The 17,316-nt window shown below is 43.4% G+C and carries 14 protein-coding genes and 2 rRNA genes (1 of these 16 only partly in view); 9 read left to right on the top strand and 7 right to left on the bottom strand.

Annotation, left to right across the window (positions count from 1 at the left end):
• The 4 genes from CTT31_RS16560 to CTT31_RS16545 form a co-directional block, all read left to right on the top strand.
• Positions 1 to 1,715, top strand: a 23S ribosomal RNA gene (locus CTT31_RS16560) (it extends 1,169 nt beyond the left edge of the window).
• Positions 1,716 to 1,832: 117 nt separating this feature from the next.
• Positions 1,833 to 1,946 (top strand): 5S ribosomal RNA (gene rrf, locus CTT31_RS16555).
• Between the two features lie 626 nt (positions 1,947 to 2,572).
• Positions 2,573 to 3,187, top strand: a complete 615-nt coding sequence (locus CTT31_RS16550) for a trimeric intracellular cation channel family protein (protein ID WP_039492969.1) — start codon at positions 2,573 to 2,575, stop codon at positions 3,185 to 3,187.
• 17 nt (positions 3,188 to 3,204) lie between these two features.
• Complete coding sequence (locus CTT31_RS16545) at positions 3,205 to 4,722, top strand: YifB family Mg chelatase-like AAA ATPase (protein ID WP_211858770.1); 1,518 nt, start codon at positions 3,205 to 3,207, stop codon at positions 4,720 to 4,722.
• A gap of 46 nt (positions 4,723 to 4,768) precedes the next feature.
• On the opposite strand, the gene CTT31_RS16540 is transcribed toward CTT31_RS16545, so the two are convergent.
• Positions 4,769 to 5,464, bottom strand: coding sequence for a response regulator transcription factor (locus CTT31_RS16540; RefSeq protein ID WP_010605961.1), 696 nt, complete (start codon positions 5,462 to 5,464; stop codon positions 4,769 to 4,771).
• A 225-nt stretch (positions 5,465 to 5,689) separates the two neighbouring features.
• Positions 5,690 to 8,143: an alpha/beta hydrolase family protein gene (locus tag CTT31_RS16535; RefSeq protein ID WP_211858769.1), complete on the bottom strand. Its 2,454-nt coding sequence runs from the start codon at positions 8,141 to 8,143 to the stop codon at positions 5,690 to 5,692.
• A 166-nt stretch (positions 8,144 to 8,309) separates the two neighbouring features.
• Here CTT31_RS16535 and CTT31_RS16530 point away from each other — a divergent pair, with 166 nt between their 5' ends.
• On the top strand, positions 8,310 to 9,437 hold the full coding sequence (locus tag CTT31_RS16530; protein ID WP_211858768.1) for a hemolysin family protein: 1,128 nt from the start codon (positions 8,310 to 8,312) through the stop codon (positions 9,435 to 9,437).
• Here CTT31_RS16530 and CTT31_RS16525 read toward each other — a convergent pair.
• Positions 9,421 to 10,629: an EAL domain-containing response regulator gene (locus CTT31_RS16525; protein WP_045990536.1), complete on the bottom strand. Its 1,209-nt coding sequence runs from the start codon at positions 10,627 to 10,629 to the stop codon at positions 9,421 to 9,423. The genes CTT31_RS16530 and CTT31_RS16525 overlap by 17 nt on opposite strands.
• A gap of 210 nt (positions 10,630 to 10,839) precedes the next feature.
• On the opposite strand from CTT31_RS16525, the gene CTT31_RS16520 reads away from it, so the two are divergent.
• Positions 10,840 to 11,850, top strand: coding sequence for a metalloprotease (locus CTT31_RS16520; RefSeq protein WP_102055963.1), 1,011 nt, complete (start codon positions 10,840 to 10,842; stop codon positions 11,848 to 11,850).
• A 30-nt stretch (positions 11,851 to 11,880) separates the two neighbouring features.
• On the opposite strand, the gene CTT31_RS16515 is transcribed toward CTT31_RS16520, so the two are convergent.
• Positions 11,881 to 13,194 (bottom strand): short-chain fatty acid transporter, encoded by a 1,314-nt coding sequence (locus CTT31_RS16515; RefSeq protein ID WP_260491602.1) that lies wholly within the window; start codon positions 13,192 to 13,194, stop codon positions 11,881 to 11,883.
• 220 nt (positions 13,195 to 13,414) lie between these two features.
• On the opposite strand from CTT31_RS16515, the gene CTT31_RS16510 reads away from it, so the two are divergent.
• A complete protein-coding gene (locus CTT31_RS16510) occupies positions 13,415 to 13,642 on the top strand; it encodes a hypothetical protein (protein ID WP_010376621.1) in 228 nt (75 codons plus the stop codon).
• Positions 13,643 to 13,645: 3 nt separating this feature from the next.
• Here the strand turns inward: CTT31_RS16510 and CTT31_RS16505 are convergent, their stop codons facing one another.
• Positions 13,646 to 14,590 (bottom strand): AEC family transporter, encoded by a 945-nt coding sequence (locus CTT31_RS16505; RefSeq protein WP_260491601.1) that lies wholly within the window; start codon positions 14,588 to 14,590, stop codon positions 13,646 to 13,648.
• A gap of 62 nt (positions 14,591 to 14,652) precedes the next feature.
• Here CTT31_RS16505 and CTT31_RS16500 point away from each other — a divergent pair, with 62 nt between their 5' ends.
• Complete coding sequence (locus tag CTT31_RS16500; RefSeq protein WP_260491600.1) at positions 14,653 to 15,021, top strand: YacL family protein; 369 nt, start codon at positions 14,653 to 14,655, stop codon at positions 15,019 to 15,021.
• Between the two features lie 63 nt (positions 15,022 to 15,084).
• Here CTT31_RS16500 and CTT31_RS16495 read toward each other — a convergent pair whose 3' ends face one another.
• Positions 15,085 to 15,786, bottom strand: a complete 702-nt coding sequence (locus tag CTT31_RS16495; protein WP_260491599.1) for a 2OG-Fe(II) oxygenase — start codon at positions 15,784 to 15,786, stop codon at positions 15,085 to 15,087.
• Between the two features lie 29 nt (positions 15,787 to 15,815).
• Here CTT31_RS16495 and CTT31_RS16490 point away from each other — a divergent pair, with 29 nt between their 5' ends.
• Positions 15,816 to 16,214: an acyl-CoA thioesterase gene (locus CTT31_RS16490; protein WP_010605953.1), complete on the top strand. Its 399-nt coding sequence runs from the start codon at positions 15,816 to 15,818 to the stop codon at positions 16,212 to 16,214.
• On the opposite strand, the gene CTT31_RS16485 is transcribed toward CTT31_RS16490, so the two are convergent.
• Positions 16,195 to 17,289, bottom strand: coding sequence for a hypothetical protein (locus tag CTT31_RS16485; protein WP_211858765.1), 1,095 nt, complete (start codon positions 17,287 to 17,289; stop codon positions 16,195 to 16,197). The genes CTT31_RS16490 and CTT31_RS16485 overlap by 20 nt on opposite strands.
• Positions 17,290 to 17,316 lie beyond the last annotated feature (27 nt).

Raw genomic sequence — 17,316 nt, 5'->3', positions numbered from 1 at the left:
GTAGGGGAGCGTTCTGTAAGTGGCTGAAGGTGTGCCGGGAGGCATGCTGGACATATCAGAAGTGCGAATGCTGACATGAGTAACGACAAGAGGAGTGAAAAACTCCTCCGCCGGAAGACCAAGGGTTCCTATCCCATGTTAATCAGGGTAGGGTGAGTCGACCCCTAAGGCGAGGCTGAAGAGCGTAGTCGATGGGAAACGGGTTAATATTCCCGTACTCGGTATGAATGCGATGGGGGGACGGAGCAGGCTAGGCAAGCATGGCGTTGGTTGTCCATGTGAAAGGCTGTAGGCTGGTGACTTAGGAAAATCCGGGTTGCCAAGGCTGAGAGTCGAGACGAGCCACCAAGGTGGTGAAGTTGTTGATGCCCTACTTCCAGGAAAAGCCTCTAAGCTTCAGTTCATACTGAATCGTACCCTAAACCGACACAGGTGGTCAGGTAGAGAATACTAAGGCGCTTGAGAGAACTCGGGTGAAGGAACTAGGCAAAATTGTACCGTAACTTCGGGAGAAGGTACGCTCTTGTTTGTGAAAGACTTGCTCTGTAAGCAAACGAGAGCCGCAGTGACCAGGTGGCTGGGACTGTTTATTAAAAACACAGCACTGTGCAAAATCGTAAGATGACGTATACGGTGTGACACCTGCCCGGTGCCGGAAGGTTAATTGATGGGGTTAGCTTAGGCGAAGCTCTTGATCGAAGCCCCGGTAAACGGCGGCCGTAACTATAACGGTCCTAAGGTAGCGAAATTCCTTGTCGGGTAAGTTCCGACCTGCACGAATGGTGTAACCATGGCCACGCTGTCTCCACCCGAGACTCAGTGAAATTGAAATCGCAGTGAAGATGCTGTGTACCCGCGGCTAGACGGAAAGACCCCGTGAACCTTTACTACAGCTTGGCACTGAACATTGACCCTACATGTGTAGGATAGGTGGGAGGCTTTGAAGCAGAGACGCTAGTTTCTGTGGAGCCGACCTTGAAATACCACCCTTGTAGTGTTGATGTTCTAACTTAGGCCCCTGAATCGGGGTTGAGGACAGTGCCTGGTGGGTAGTTTGACTGGGGCGGTCTCCTCCCAAAGAGTAACGGAGGAGCACGAAGGTTTGCTAAGTACGGTCGGACATCGTACGGTTAGTGTAATGGTAGAAGCAAGCTTAACTGCGAGACAGACACGTCGAGCAGGTACGAAAGTAGGTCATAGTGATCCGGTGGTTCTGAATGGAAGGGCCATCGCTCAACGGATAAAAGGTACTCCGGGGATAACAGGCTGATACCGCCCAAGAGTTCATATCGACGGCGGTGTTTGGCACCTCGATGTCGGCTCATCACATCCTGGGGCTGAAGTCGGTCCCAAGGGTATGGCTGTTCGCCATTTAAAGTGGTACGCGAGCTGGGTTTAGAACGTCGTGAGACAGTTCGGTCCCTATCTGCCGTGGGCGTTTGAGAATTGAGAGGGGCTGCTCCTAGTACGAGAGGACCGGAGTGGACGAACCGCTGGTGTTCGGGTTGTGATGCCAATTGCATTGCCCGGTAGCTACGTTCGGAACTGATAACCGCTGAAAGCATCTAAGCGGGAAGCAGGCCTCGAGATGAGTTCTCACTTTGACTTAGAGTCAACTGAAGGGCCGTTGAAGACTACAACGTTGATAGGCGAGATGTGGAAGTGCTGTGAGGCATTAAGCTAACTCGTACTAATTACCCGTGAGGCTTAACCATACAACGCCAAAGTGGTTTATAAGTGACAGAAGTTAATAGACTAAAGTAGACAAAAGAATTTAATAGCTTTTTCCAGATTTACATTGATGAGGGAGACTTCATTGATGAACAGAATTTCCTGGTGACTATAGCGTTTTGGACCCACCTGACCCCATGCCGAACTCAGAAGTGAAACAAAACAGCGTCGATGATAGTGTGGATTACCCATGTGAAAGTAGAACATCGCCAGGGCCAAATAAGAGAAACCCGTTGCAGTAATGCAGCGGGTTTTTTGCTATGTGTGATTTGAAAACCTCGCGAGGTAAACTCGCTCCTACTCCCACCACAGTATCAGCACAGTGCAACATGGTAGGAGGTGGTTTACCCGCCGATAGGTTGCAATGTAAGTTTCGGCAAAAAAACCATGTACATCAAAATCTGTTTCAGCAATGTGATAGTTTTTTGCTGTTTGGGGTATAGAGATTTAATACCAATTGTATTAGGTAAATGAGCTATTTGAAGCGGAGAAATAGCTTTAGTAGCTAGGCAAAAATTTTGCTATTTAGTTGTTCTAAATGAGAAATTTTTAACGACGCTAATATGGTATTTCACCCTTCAAATTGATTGGAGACTTAGTGCAATTGGTATAAGATATAAAACCCTCGCAAGCCAATCAACACATCGCGAGGTGAACTCGCTCCCACCATAGTATAATCATAGTGCAACATGGTAGATCGTTTATCCGCAAGCATTCATCCTAAACATTTCATAAAGTCAATTTTCTCACCACATTGATAGCTGTAAATATCGGCGATGCTACTACCTTTTGTGTGAGATCTTCGTTATGATTTTGCTTTTGTTTCACAACTAATTACGAAATGTCAGAACTCTATCATTGGTTTGATCTCTTGGGTGTTATGGTTTTTGCAATCTCGGGAACCTTAATTGCGCATAGTAAACATATGGATGGCTTTGGTGTGATTGTCCTTGCGACGGTGACTGGTATCGGAGGGGGAACATTACGAGATTTGATTTTAGATCAACCCGTTTTTTGGCTTCATGATACTAGCTATATTTACGCTATTTTATTTGCTGTCGCTGTGAGTATATGGTGGCTAAATCGGCATCAAAATATTCCAAGAACTGTACTGCAGGTTGCTGATGCTATTGGGCTTGCTTTTTTCGCTGTAATGGGAGTACAAAAGGCTTTAAGTATTGGGATGCCTGACACTACAGCTGTGATCATGGGCGTATTGACTGGGTGTTTTGGTGGAGTCATCAGAGACGTATTGGCCCGAGAAATCCCACTTCTTCTAAAAGGAGAGTTATACGCGATCACCTGCATTTTTGGCGGGGTAGTCTATACTCAAGCAATTAAATTGGGCATGGCAACAGAATACGTAATGGTATTGTCCATGGCGGCAACCTTGTTATTGAGATTAGCGGCTATGCGATACCACTTGGTGTTACACGTATTTAACTATAAATATTAAGTAAGCAGGAGACATGGATGTCTTTAGCAAGAGTCTTCACTCGAGCACAAGTTGGTATTACCGCACCCGAGGTAATTGTTGAGGTACACCTTAGCAATGGTTTACCTGCCTTTAGTATTGTTGGATTACCCGAAACCTCAGTTAAAGAAGCCAAAGAACGCGTTCGTAGTGCGCTTGTGAATGCTGGCTTTTTATTTCCAGAACAGCGTATTACAGTAAACTTAGCACCAGCAGATCTACCCAAAGACGGTGGCCGCTTTGACTTTGCAATCGCACTCGGTGTTCTCGTCGCATCAGGGCAGTTAGATAGCCATGCTATTGCTGATAAAGAGTTTTATGGTGAGCTTGCGTTAAATGGTGAGCTGAGGACGGTCACAGCGATTTTGCCATCTGTTATTGCAGCAGCGAAGGAGGGGCGAACTGCTTACCTACCAATTGGTAACGATGCAGTTGCGAGCCTCGCCGCTGATGCCAATCGTGTTGCCATAAGCTGCTTGCGTACAGCTTGGTTAGGCTTAAGCGGCCAGCAATCACTCAGGTTTAATCAACTCTACCCAGATAATTTAAATATTGAAGCTTCAGGTGGGAGCTTGCTGGATATGGCTGAGGTGAAAGGGCAAGAGGGGGCGAAGCGAGTACTAGAAATAGCCGCGGCAGGTGGGCATAACGTTTTATTTCTTGGTCCTCCTGGCACTGGAAAATCGATGCTTGCTCAGCGCCTACCCACGATAATGCCATTAATGACTGATAATCAGGCATTAGAAACAGCTTCTATCTATTCCATACTGGGAAAAACAATCAGCCAATCAAACTGGAAAACAAGGCCTTTTAGAGCTCCACATCATACTTGCTCTGCGGTAGCCTTGGTTGGAGGCTCGTCGAACCCAAAGCCTGGGGAGATATCATTGTCAAATAATGGCGTTCTATTTTTGGACGAGTTGCCAGAATTTGATAGGAAGGTACTGGACTCATTACGTGAGCCGATGGAAACGGGCATGGTAACGATTTCGCGCGCAGCTCGGCAAGTTGATTACCCTGCAAACTTTCAACTGATCGCAGCATTAAATCCCAGTCCAACAGGTTGCTACACTGACAAAAGAGCGTCTCCAGATCAAGTATTGCGCTATTTGGCTAAGATTTCAGGTCCATTTTTAGACCGAATAGATCTACAAGTAGAATTACCTCGTCTAAAAACGGAAGAGCTACAATCCCAGAGTGATGGAGAGTCTAGCGCGACAATAAGGGCTAGAGTGGAGCAGGCCTATAAAACAGCTTTAGCACGTCAGGGAAAGTGTAATGACCAATTGAGTGTAAAAGAGCTAAATCATATCTGCTATCTTGCTGATGCTGAACGTTTATTTCTAGCAAAGGCTGCAGAAAAACTAAAGCTATCACCACGTTCATATCATCGAATAATCAAGGTTGCACGTACCATTGCAGATCTGAGCTCTACACCTAATATTGGCTTATCACATTTAAAGGAAGCGCTTAGTTATCGCGCGTTGGAGAGGCTGTTAGCTCAGTTAACACAGTAGTAGCCAGCGGCATTTCAATAGAGAGGGGGCGTATTATTGGTAAAGATTAAGCTGACAACATATAACCTTTACCACGAACCGTCACAATGCGTTTTTGCTCTTTTTCATCGCCGAGTTTTTTGCGTAGTCGGCCAACTAATACATCAACCGTTCTGTCACTTGGGCTCCAATCAGGTTGCCCAATGTCTTCTGAAATACGCTCTCTGGATGTTGCCCTTCCAGCATTGGAAATAAGACAAATCAATACTTTATGCTCTGCTTCGGTAAGTCGAGACTCAATACCATGTTGATTGATTAAGGTACGGTTATCAGGGTGTAGTTTAAAGTCAGCATATTCGATAAACTCTTCCGATTCATCGTCTTTATTACCAACTAAACGTTTGTATAAGGCACGCATACGCAGTTCAAGCTCAAGCGTATCAACAGGCTTACAGACGTAGTCATCAGCACCTTGCGCAAGACCTGCGATTCTGTCGGCTTGAGAGTCTCGACTGGAAAGCATGATGACACCAAGGTCTGATAAGGTATTAATTTCTTTCGCAAGTTGCAGGCCATCAGTGGCGGGTAAAACAACATCAACAATAGCAAGTGCAAATGGGTTTTGGGTTTGAGCTTGAATAAGCTCAAGCGCAGTAGCACCCGTATTGTCTACAGTGATACTGAACTCGGTATTTTCAAAGTGACTACACAGTCGCTTTGCTAAGAGTTCATCATCTTCAACTAATAAAACCTTTATGCTCATGTTTTCACTGTTAATTGTTGTTTAATTGTCGTTAATATAACACTGAGAGATCGCTGCTTGGAAGTGCATGAAACGAATTCTTACAACTCTGTATCTGGCACGTTAACCTGACAACCTAGTTCGATCAAGGGGAAATCAAGCTTTATTATTAAATTATATACAATGATGTGTTTGATTGCTGCTTCGCTAAACAAAAAGGCGACACAGAGTGCCGCCTAGCGTTGATTACTTACCGTATAGATGTTCCCACCATTGTGGCTCTTGCTTTAAATGTTTGTCGAAATAAGCCAGCATGGTGTTCCACCAATGGAAACGCTGGTCGCGAGCCAAAATTTGATGATCTGCGCCTTTGTATTCGACCAATTCAACATCTTGGCCAAGGATCTTCAATGCGGTATACATATTGTGACTTTCACCTGGCGGCACATTGGTATCCGCGTCACCGTGAATTAACAATAATGGCGTTGTTACTTTGTCTGCATTAAATACCGGGCTATGTTGTGAGTAAAGCGTTGGATTGTTCCAGGGGAAACTTCCTTTTGAGGCCTCGCCAGAATACAAATAACCCCACCAGCCTTGGCCCCAGTATGAAGTAATATTAGAAATACCAGCATGTGAGATAGAAGCTGAGAATAAATCAGTTTTTGTTGTCAGCAGCATAGTCATGAAGCCGCCGTAAGAAGCACCTAAATTACCTAAACGCTTGTCATCAACGAAAGGGTAGGCTTTCACAAACTCTTTGGTACCCATGATGATATCGTTAGCGGTGTGTTCACCCCAAGCATTAACGTGTTCTGCTGAGAATTTCTGACCGAAACCTGTCGCACCAGTTGGTTGCAAGACATAAACAACATAGCCTTTTGCTGCCCATAAGTTAAATGGGTAACGCCCTGTAAAGCCACGAGTCACTGGAGAAGTGCCACCGTAGTAATAAACGAGAGCTGGGTATTTTTTAGCTTTGTCTAAATCGTGTGGTAGATACACGCGGCCTTTAATCTCCACGCCTTCAGTATTAGTAAAATTAAACTCTTCTAGGTTGGCAATTTCCGCATTCTGGTATGCGATATTTGTTGAGTCCCAGAGCGTGTCAGCTCGCTTATCTGAGGCAGACATGGTTTTTAACTGCTGTGGAGTTGACGCAGTAGTTCCTGTGAATAAGATCTCTGGATTACGTTCACTAGACACTGAATAATTCGTGACAACATCCAGTCCGGTATTTAAGCGTTTGAAAGTGGACTTACTTTCGTCGAAGAAGAAAAGCTGTTGACGATCTTGGTCAGTCGCTTTCAGTACCACATCGCCATTACTGAGTACGGTAAAGCTGCTTATGGCTGGATCAAAGTTTTTACTCAGTGCTTTTACATTGTGGCCTTTGCGATCTATCCAATAAAGTTGGCCATCATAGTTATTCGCGAGCATACCTTCAGGTAAGTTGCGCCCCGCACCTTCGGCAAAATCAGGACCTGCAGTTACATAAATACCATTTTTAGTGTATTGCGCGCCACTAAATGTACGATACTGGCCAATGACACTTTGCTGATTGTTTGTTAGATCGATTTCTATTAGCTCTGTCAACATGTGAGGAGGTTGCGCGTAGTCTTGCTTATTACGCGTTGCTAAAACCGTGTTTGCTTGTGCGTCAAAGTCGGCCAAGCTGTGGCTTTGTGCGCCAACGGTCACAGGATTAAGTAGCCCACTTTTGATATCGAGTAAGAAGATTTGCGATTGGGTGCGAGCATATGACCATCTATCTTCTAAACCTTGATAATGTTTAGTCAGTTTGCCTTCTTCTTTGCCGCTGTTGGTCCAAGTAAAAATAAGCGTGTCATTATCAAAAAACTCTATACTATTCGCGCCATTGAGCTTAGTAGCAACTTGAGTACGTTTAAAGGTTTTTACATCTAGGACGTAAGCTTTATTGTCTTCTAAATAGGTGAGTTTGCTGCTGTCATCACGCCATGCAAAGCCAGTTGCAGTCATGCCATCGAAACTGTAAAGCATGTCACCATCTTCATTGTATAAAGCTGTTTCGGTGATTGCTGCGTTGCCTTTTTCATCATCATAGTGGCGTACGGTAGAAATGTAATATTCGCCGTTAGGTGCAAGTGAGATAGCACTCACTGTTGGAGCATCAAACAATTGCTTTGCAGACAGCGCTTTGGTTTGTTTTTCTGTTAGCGTGATAACGTCATGCGCTGCTTCACCTTCAAAGCTAAGATCAACTTTATTCCAGTCATTTACCTGCTCAGCGATTACGAGGATTTGATGATCGCCCTTGACGACATCAAGCTGAACTTCTTTAACACCGGCGACTGGCTCTCCATTTAGAAATACTTTGGCTTTCTCGACGCCCTCAAGCTTGAGTTTACCTGAAACAAAACGTTCAGTAGTGAAATTAAACTTTAGAGCCTGCAGTCCAGGTATTGTTAATTGTGTTGTTTTGTTTAGAGGCTGCCATTTGCTTTCATTATTGAATAGCGTTACCTGTTTAGCGTCTTGTTGTAATGATGGTAGCAGGTTTTCAATAATTGCATCACGATGAGCTGTATCCACTGGCTTTATTGTTGATTCGCCTGCGATGGGACCCAAAAATTGTATTTTTGATTCGTCTAATGGGCTTGCTGAAAGTTGTGTTGAGACTGCCGTAAATAGTAGAGTGACGGCTGTACGTAGTTTCATTTATGTGCGCCTATTGTAGGTAATTATACGATAAAACTATATCATAGTATTTTGAACCGGTTGTATTGCTGCGATAGACGTCCTAAATTTAATAGTCTGTGTTGATGAGCAACATAACGTATGTGGTTGAGCAAACACTTAGCGTTGAATAAAGAGGAGAATTTACTTGGTTTTATTATTAACCTACATGTTTTTGGCAATAGCTATCTCTTTTATCTGTTCGGTGATGGAAGCGGTGCTACTTAGTATTACGCCAAGTCATATAGGGATCTTAAAGCAAGACAATGATGCACTAGCATCGCGAGTTCAACGCCTTAAAGATAATATTGATCAGCCTTTATCTGCCATTCTAACGTTAAACACCGTTGCGCATACCGCCGGTGCTGCAGGGGTTGGCGCGCAAGCTGCTGTGGTATTTTCAGATGCAGCTGTCGGTATTGCGTCAGCGGTGATGACGCTACTGGTTTTGGTGCTATCAGAAATCATTCCGAAGACCTTAGGGGCGACTTATTGGCGCGGATTAACGCCTATCGTTTCCAGTGTGTTGGTATGGCTAGTTCGAATATTGAAGCCATTTGTGTGGATGTCTGACCAACTTACAAAAGTGATAGGCCGTAAAGAAGATGAGGCTCACTATATTCGTCAAGAAATCGAAGCGATGGCGGAGATTGGCTCTGAAGCAGGTGCACTGCATCAGGACGAGACTGAGACCATTCGTAGTTTATTACGCTTTCGCCACGCCAAACTCGAAAGCATCATGACACCAAGAACGGTACTGTTTAAGGTGCATAAAGATATGACAGTGCACGAGTATTTGTCTGAGCATGGTTCAGTTGCCTTTTCTCGGGTGTTGGTATTCGATAAAAACACAGATGACATCATCGGCTTTGTACACAAGAATGATATTATGCTTGCTTATCATAGGCTTGGAGAAGAATATAAAATTGGTAAGCTATCTCGCCCTCTTTATACCGTACCAGAGACGCTAGCTGCGCCAGAGTTATTCAAAGCGTTACTGGCAAAGCGTCTACACATTGCGCTTGTCATTGATGAATATGGCGATGTACAAGGCATAGTGACATTAGAAGATTTGCTTGAATCATTAATGGGAATGGATATTGTTGATGAGCGAGAGCAAACCACCAATATGCAAGCTGCTGCTAAGCAAAAGTGGCGAGAGCGAGTAGATAATCATGATAATTTGATTGAAGACAGCGACGAAGCTGAAGAAGCGTCTGAAACGCAAAGCGATGGAGAGGAAACTGCCTCTCCAGAGGTTAAGGGTTCGAATTAATCATACGCTGCCAAGAGTGTATCCACCCGACTAGGTCTGTTAGTGGTTTAGGTTTACTGATTAAAAAGCCCTGCATTAACAGGCTATGCTTGTAGCGGTCAAGGTATTGTAGCTCTTCAATCCGCTCTATACCTTCAGCTACTATGTCTAACTGTTGATTTTGTGCGATGTCGATTAAGCTGTCGATAAGTACCTGTGAAAAGCGATCGGATTCCACATGGGTTATTAAAGAGCGGTCGATTTTGATCTCGGTAAACGGCAAAGACTTTAATTGCTGAATATTGGTAAATCCAGTACCAAAGTCGTCTAACGAAATATCAAACCCCCGGATCCGTAACCGGTTCATTGTTTCCAGTTGAATAGACTGATTCATCGGTTGGTTTTCGGTAATTTCTAAAATGATATCACTAGGCTTTAAACGGTTTATTTCTAGAATCAGTGCCAATTTATCTGGACAGCTTAAATCATTTAATTGCACAGGTGATAAATTAAAAGCCAGTTTAATCGGATAATTGAGTTCAGATTTGATTGCTTTAAACTCGTCCGTTGCCTTTTCAAAAAGCTGGAAAGTAATGATGTTGATTAGATCGGTATCTTCGGCCACGCCAATGAAATGGTCTGGTAAAATGACCTGCTCGGTATTTTTAGACACAATACGGGCAAGCACTTCGACACTTTTTATCTTTTTGTCACCACGGTGAACCTTTGGCTGATAGTAAGGCGTAATTTCATTGTGACTAATGGCGTGCAAAAGATCGCTTTCGGTCACCTTTTCAATACGGCTACGTTTAACAGTGGTATACGTCTCCATTTTTTTGAGCATGCGCTCGACATCAACCAATTGTACGGGCTTGGAAATATTGCCGATAAGATGTGCATTGGACTGTCTGGCAAGGTTGGTTGCTAGATCAATAATCTTTTCGTCCATTTCGGAAATAATAATAATGCCGCCAGAGAACCTTAGCTCTCCTAGTTGGCGAATAAACTCCATGCCATCCATTTCGGGCATATTGAGATCTGTAAAAATGGCGTCAAATTGATGAGGAGTCTGCCGTATTTTTTCTACAGCATTCACCGCACTTGAGCAGGTTGTGACATGCTCAATACCAAGCTCAGTCATAATAGCTTGCATTACGACGAGGATCGCGGGTGAATCATCTACTACCATTATCCGATGTTTTGCTAATGACATTAACAATTCCTTCGTATACCTTACCTCCTTAAAGTCTAGTACAAATAATTTAAAGTGCTCAAATCTCAAAACGCTTTAAAAGGTGATTTTTACTCAATTTGAAGCGCAATAATGACACTTTGCCTGCATTTTTCTAATTCAGATTTCGGCAGCACTTTATGAAGCGGGCGCTTTTAGCGATAATGCCCTAAATGACCTTTGGATCTGAATATGAATAGAGTCGAGCTTTCGCTAGCGGACAAAGCGGTATCTATCTTTTTTAACCAACAACAAGTAGTACAGCTTTTTGTCGAGCAACAAGCGATTACCTTTGAAGAGCAACATAATGGCATTTTCGCGACCATTGATGGACAAGCACTGGCGGTAAATACAGAGCAGTTACCTCAGGGGTTACTTGGTATTGCAGTAAATGGATCTGAGCTTCGGTGGCTCGAAGTGAGCACCGAGACACCTAAAGAAAAACGCAGCTTATTTGGTTTGGCAGCATTGGGCTTAAAGTTATTTAAAAGTGCCAAGGTGGTCAAAGCTGCGTTGGCTGGCGCATCCGTGGCAGGGTACGCATGGCTATTTTCTTGGCAGTTTGCGCTTATGCTTGTGGCTTGCTTAGTCGTTCATGAATATGGCCACGTCCGCGCGATGCGCTATTTTGGAATTAAAACAAAAGGCATCTATTTGATCCCTTTCGTTGGTGGCCTGGCTGTAAGTGACGATAAGATCACGACCCGCTGGCAAGATGTAGTTATTTCGTTGATGGGACCGGCCTTTGGTTTGATAACCTCAATCCTTGGAGTGGTGTTGTATTACGCGACAGAGATGGAAATCTTTGCTGGTGTTGCAGTATTAAGTGCGCTGTTGAACTTATTCAATTTACTACCCATTTTGCCGTTAGATGGTGGGCATGTTCTAAAAAGTATAAGCTTTTCAATGCGCTCTTGGGTGGGGTTATTAGCGTGTATGGCAGGAGTATTATTCGGCCTTTGGATAAGTTACACCTTTGGCTTAATCCTATTGGTGATATTCATATTGATTGGTAGTTTTGAAATCCTGATTGAGTGGCGTGGCCGTAATTACAGTCACTTATTACCCCTTGACCGATATGGGCAAGTGGTCAGCGCTATTATGTATATAGTTGTTATTACAGGTCATGTTGCGGTAATGATGCATTTTGCTGATTCAGAGAATCCAATCCTTAGCTTACCAATGAAAATTTTATCAAGTTAATCTGTGTAAGAAGGTGCATTACGCACCTTCTTACAGGGGGAGCAACAATAAAGTTGCGATAATTACACCCGTTACCAGCAATTGTATCAGGCAAAATCCCATAATATCTTTGGCTTTAAGACCTGCAATTGCAAGTACCGGGAGTGCCCAAAAAGGCTGGATCAGGTTAGTCCAAGCATCACCCCAAGCAACTGCCATCGCGACTCTGGCTATGTCTGCATTAAGCGCTTCTGCTGCGGGAATGATAATTGGTGCTTGTACCGCCCACTGACCGCCGCCTGAAGGCACAAATATATTTACAAGGCCTGCGCTTAAAAAGCTCCACAGCGGTAATGTCCATTGACTGCTAATAGAAACAAATCCTTGAGATATTTGTTGCGCTAATCCAGTTTCGACCATCATAGCCATGATCCCAGCATAAAAAGGAAACTGGATCACGATACCGGCACCACCTTGAATTGCTTGTTGTAGGCTATTGAGAATATTTGCAGGGGTTTTGTGTAGCAGCATGGCTAAAAACAAAAACAGGGCTATGACGATATTCAATGTCAATGTGCCGGCATTAAAAATAAAGTAAAAGCCCAAGTAGCTAAGACCGATTGCTCCTCCTAACATACCAAGCCATGAGGCATTTTCTAATTTTGCAGCCGGAGTATTGCGGGTACTGATATCATTACTTTGTTCAATGAGCTTTTCTTTATCAACAATAACTGCGTCATCATCTTTGGGAAGCATGAGTTTATTTATAAGTGGTAAAACGATAAAAATACTAAGTACGATGAGTAGGTTAAATGGTGCAAAGATTGTCTCTGAAGTGGTAACAATACCTATGCTCTTTTCACTAAAGTGCCCCGGAGTTGCGATAGTCAGGGGGACTGAGCCTGATAGGCCTGCGTGCCAAACAACAAAACCAGAGTAAGCACTTGCCACTAACAGGCGATAATCAACTTTCACTTTTCGAGCGATGGCCTTTGCGAACAAAGCTCCGACTACTAAGCCAAACCCCCAATTTATCCAGCTGGCGCTCATCGCAACAAAGGTGGTGAGTATAATTGCTTGAGAAGGAGTTTTAGCTAGGCCTGCGATACGGTCTAGCGCTTTCGCTATTGGAGGGGTAACAGCAAGCATGTGACCACATAATAAAACTAACAACATTTGCATCGCAAAAGTCAGCAGCTTCCAAAAGCCATTACCCCATGCCTCAAGCACCATGACAGGCGTTGCTGGAGTAAACAATGTAGCGAGTACCATCACCAAAAAAGTGAGTAAAAGTACAATCACAAATGGATCGGGTAAATACTTGTCGACTAATTTTGTTAGCGGGGTGGTAAACTTGCCAAGCATAAGACATCCTGTTTTCATTATTATTTTATGTAAATCAAAGTGATTGAATTACGCATCATAATATAGCTAAACTTTAAGCTAAAAGTTAGTGGTTTAGGCTAACTTATAGTGAACAGAAAACAATGAGCTTCATTGGTTTCTTTTAAAATCAAAGTGTTAGGGTTGGCATGAAATCTGATACATTAAAAAGAAAGACTTTAAGTAACTAAGAGAGGTAACTATGTCTGGACAAGGTTCTGGTGGTAATGTAATTGCAGCGATTTGTAACGTCTTTTTCCCTGGCCTTGGTCAGTTGGTTCAAGGTCGTATATTGGCGGCTTTAATCTTCGCAATTGTTGTTGTAGGTGGGTATGCACTGTGGTTTTTATTGGTTCCACCTGTGATTGCAGCCGTTTTCCATTTGTGGGCTATTATTGATGCTGCTAAGTATACGCCGCCTAGGTATTAACGGTTATACCAAAAAGTATAACCACCCAGTCAGGCTGACCATACTCAGCACAGTAGACAGCACAACGGTAGCCGCAAGCGTTGCTTGTTGGCTGTCGAGCTGTCTAGCAACAAGATAGGCATTGACTCCTAAAGGAGAGGCACTCATTAAAGTCACCACCTGAACTTGCTGAGTTGCCAATCCTAAATAAGTGGCAAAGAGATAAACCAATCCCGGTAGTAGTATCAGTTTTACTGCACTTAGCCATATCGCACCGTGTAACTTTCCTCGCACGCCATACTGTACCAAGCTCGCACCCAAAATAAATAGCGCCCCAGGAATGGCAGGTTTTGCCAACCAACTAAAGCTTTCAAGTATTAAGCTTGGTAGCTTTAATCCAGCAACGTTTAATATCAAACCACTCGTAATACTTATCACTATTGGATTTAACAGCAGGGGTTTCGCAATATCCACCTTATTCTTGTGTCTTGCTGCCAGTAAAAAAGTCATAAAAAACAGCATTGCACTGTGGAATGTAATAATCATAAATACCATGGCAGCGGCTTGCTCACCGAGCGCCATTAGGATAATCGGTAATCCGACTAACACGGTATTAGAGTAGGTGCCACTTAATGCTAATGCTGCACTGTCTGCTTTCGAGCGATGTTGCGCTTTAAAGAGAAATAGGTATAAGCCTGCATAAGTCAGAGCGACTGGGAGATAAAAGGATAATAACAAGGAGCCCGTCGCGAGGCTTTCCAGATCTGCTTGCACCATACTGCTAAATAACAGCACAGGAATACATAAATTAAAGATAAAAGTACGCAAGCCATCAAGCTGATTGATGGCGATAAAGCCTATCTTTGCACTTAAAAACCCAGAAATAACGATAAAAATGAGAGGAAATAAGATCTCAACAGGCGACATGCGTTGACCAATAATCGAGTGGTTAAAAGGTAATTCTATCAATGAATGCTTAGCGGACGCCACTTAGGTATAATAAAAGAAGGTGATTTAGTTAAGAAGTAAAGATGGAATATCAGTTTATTCGTGACCCACTTTCTGGGTTTCGAGCTCGCTTAAATGACGAGCACGCGTTGATAGGTCGGTGGCTGAGCGAAGAGCTAGCACATGAGCATATTGTCAGTCTGCTGACACAGCTTGAAAACCTGCCAAATCAAAAAGAAGAGCTTGTGTTGGCTGGAAAAGAGATCCGAGCCACGTTCACGCCGCAAGAAGCATTATTTGAAAGCCACGCTCTGTTTCATGAAAGTGATGACATAGCACAATACCAAGAAGACGCACTGGCTTTAGATGAATCGGGTATGATGGCGGTGTGTGGCTATGAAGATTTTTTACCCATGCTGATAGAGTGGGCTGAATTTACCAAAGCTAAATAAGTTCTGTGGGGCTTGTTGATCTTGTATGCTTGAGTTCAACAGCCCTTGAAGTATAGAGATAGCTTATTTGGGCGTACCATAGAGTTGCTCTGCTCTATTAAATAACACCCATGAAGTGAGTATATACTTATCATTAGAAACCGGAATATTGCCTCTATGTGTATGTGTAAAATACCCTGGCGCTATCACCATAGAGCCTTTTACTGGGGCAATTTTACGCTGCTGATAATAAAACTCGGTCTCGCCACCTTCCTCGACATCATTAAGGTAGAACATAAATAACAGCACTCGGTGTAAGGCTTCATTATGGTCGTGTTGAGGGTAGACTTCGCTGTGCCAGTAGGGGTAGCCGCCTTTATTTATTTGATAGCGCTGAGCTTGTATAGCGCCCAAACGAAACAGCTGTTGAGCAAGGACCGGGAGTTGTGGCTTGCCGACTTCTTCAAAGTTATCCACAGTGAGATCGACAGGCTCACCAGTTTTGGGGTGATACACTTTAAGTCCAAATGCACCGATGATCATAAAGAAATGCTCTTCAAGGTATTCAAATAAGTGCTTTGCCGTAACCTGTTGAATGTGTTGTAACTGTTTGGCATAGTCAGGATAGGAATTTAAATAAAGGTCGTGACTGACTTTTTTACTCAAGTCGACACCACCAGACGTAGTCCCCTGTTTTAAATGTGGGCTTTGATCGAAGGTCTTTACGAATTCATCGCAAAAGTTTGAACTGAGTGCGTTATCGTAAACGCGAATAAAATCACTCATGTTTTTCCCTAGTTTTTATTGGAGTTATTATGCTGTCTGAAAAGCTTATGCCGCGTTTTTGCGACACAGATGTGCTTGGACATATCAACAATACCGTACTCCCTGTATGGTTTGAAGCCGCGCGCACACCTATTTTCAAAATATTTACACCAGATTTAAATCCAAAAGAGTGGAAATTGATTGTTGCTAAAGTCGAAGTCACTTTTAAAGGGGAGCTATTTTATGGTCAAGAGGTCGAAATAAAAACGGCTGTTGAACATATCGGCAACAGCTCATTTGTCATTTTGCAGCAGGCTTGGCAGCATGGAGAATGCTGTGCTGAAGGTAAAACCATTATGGTGCGATATGACTTTGCGGTTAAGCAATCTCAACCGCTGAGTCAGCAAGAGCGCGATGCGCTAGGCACCTTTATGGTTGCTGCGGCTTAAACTGATGACCAATTGCCGCTGAAATACAAGGCTTTACTGTATAGGTGTAGCCGTATTCTGCGGCGTTATCCGGCATGATCTCTAAGATCTCATAATCGTTTAATTCAACAATATTACTGCCTTCGCTATGTTCACAACGTGAGTTTCCGTCAGACTCAAAGCGAAAGATAAAGTAAGCCAGTATTTGGTTAAGCACATCGTTATAGTTTTTGCCTTGCTCGTGCAAATCGGGGTTGGGATCGTTATTAATAGATACCGTTAACGACTCCGGCTCATCTGCTGTGGACTTTGCTTCATCTTGTTGTGGAGTATCGCCACTCATGTCGGCCACTTGTGGCTGAGTTTCCGATGCTCCTTCGTTTTCTTCTGTGGAGTCTGCAGAGCGCGATTCTTTCGCGTTGGCTTGGAAAGAAATTCCGTCCTCATCTATTTTGAAATCAGAAGAAAACTCAGTAAATGCGGTTGAAGCACCTGATTTAGCAATGCCAAGCACCAAAAAAGCCAATAAAACAAAACACATGATCAACCTGATGATTGCTGTTGTTGCCGGATAACGATAGTGATTCTGATGCCAAAAAGGCTTTATTCGTAATGGTTTAAGTAGGAAAAGCACAACGACATAGCAGGTCATAAAGAGTTGCGCGAGAATTAACAAGAAGGTACTGGTAATAAAAAACCAAGTAGGTAACGACAGCAACACACTCAAATTATGTGTGTAAGGGAAATTATCTGTGTTGACCCCAGTTAAATCATTGATACGGCCATCAGCTTGCACTAACACAAAGTTGGCGATAAAGGCATAAAATAACAGTATTAGTGCTTTACCAGGCACACTTTCCCAAAAGGTCATGATCCTTGGCCAGAATTCATAACATAGCGCCGTTACTGTGGTTATTAAGATCAAAAAAGCAGTGAAGTTATTATCTTCAGTTTCACTCAAGCTGAACATAAAAATGATAAAACTGACCAAATAATAGCGTTGAGCCAGCGTTAGGCTTTGCCAAAATTGGCCGATGGAAAAGCGCAACCTTGCTAGGTATGCGGTTAAGTTTTTTGGCGCGAGAAGTTGGTGCATAATAAATGAATTTGTAATTATTATGCA

The organism is Pseudoalteromonas maricaloris, assembly GCF_024746855.1.
Lineage (GTDB): Bacteria > Pseudomonadota > Gammaproteobacteria > Enterobacterales > Alteromonadaceae > Pseudoalteromonas > Pseudoalteromonas maricaloris.
This window is presented reverse-complemented; position numbering and strand designations above follow the sequence as displayed.

Bases quoted from the DNA above. Each gene is read 5' to 3' on its own strand.
- CTT31_RS16525 (WP_045990536.1), bottom strand. From the start codon at position 10,629: ATGTCATTAGCAAAACATCGGATAATGGTAGTAGATGATTCACCCGCG.
- CTT31_RS16550 (WP_039492969.1), top strand. From the start codon at position 2,573: ATGTCAGAACTCTATCATTGGTTTGATCTCTTGGGTGTTATGGTTTTT.
- CTT31_RS16490 (WP_010605953.1), top strand. From the start codon at position 15,816: ATGCTGTCTGAAAAGCTTATGCCGCGTTTTTGCGACACAGATGTGCTT.
- CTT31_RS16545 (WP_211858770.1), top strand. From the start codon at position 3,205: ATGTCTTTAGCAAGAGTCTTCACTCGAGCACAAGTTGGTATTACCGCA.
- CTT31_RS16515 (WP_260491602.1), bottom strand. From the start codon at position 13,194: ATGCTTGGCAAGTTTACCACCCCGCTAACAAAATTAGTCGACAAGTAT.
- CTT31_RS16485 (WP_211858765.1), bottom strand. From the start codon at position 17,289: ATGCACCAACTTCTCGCGCCAAAAAACTTAACCGCATACCTAGCAAGG.
- CTT31_RS16495 (WP_260491599.1), bottom strand. From the start codon at position 15,786: ATGAGTGATTTTATTCGCGTTTACGATAACGCACTCAGTTCAAACTTT.
- CTT31_RS16535 (WP_211858769.1), bottom strand. From the start codon at position 8,143: ATGAAACTACGTACAGCCGTCACTCTACTATTTACGGCAGTCTCAACA.
- CTT31_RS16500 (WP_260491600.1), top strand. From the start codon at position 14,653: ATGGAATATCAGTTTATTCGTGACCCACTTTCTGGGTTTCGAGCTCGC.
- CTT31_RS16520 (WP_102055963.1), top strand. From the start codon at position 10,840: ATGAATAGAGTCGAGCTTTCGCTAGCGGACAAAGCGGTATCTATCTTT.
- CTT31_RS16540 (WP_010605961.1), bottom strand. From the start codon at position 5,464: ATGAGCATAAAGGTTTTATTAGTTGAAGATGATGAACTCTTAGCAAAG.
- CTT31_RS16510 (WP_010376621.1), top strand. From the start codon at position 13,415: ATGTCTGGACAAGGTTCTGGTGGTAATGTAATTGCAGCGATTTGTAAC.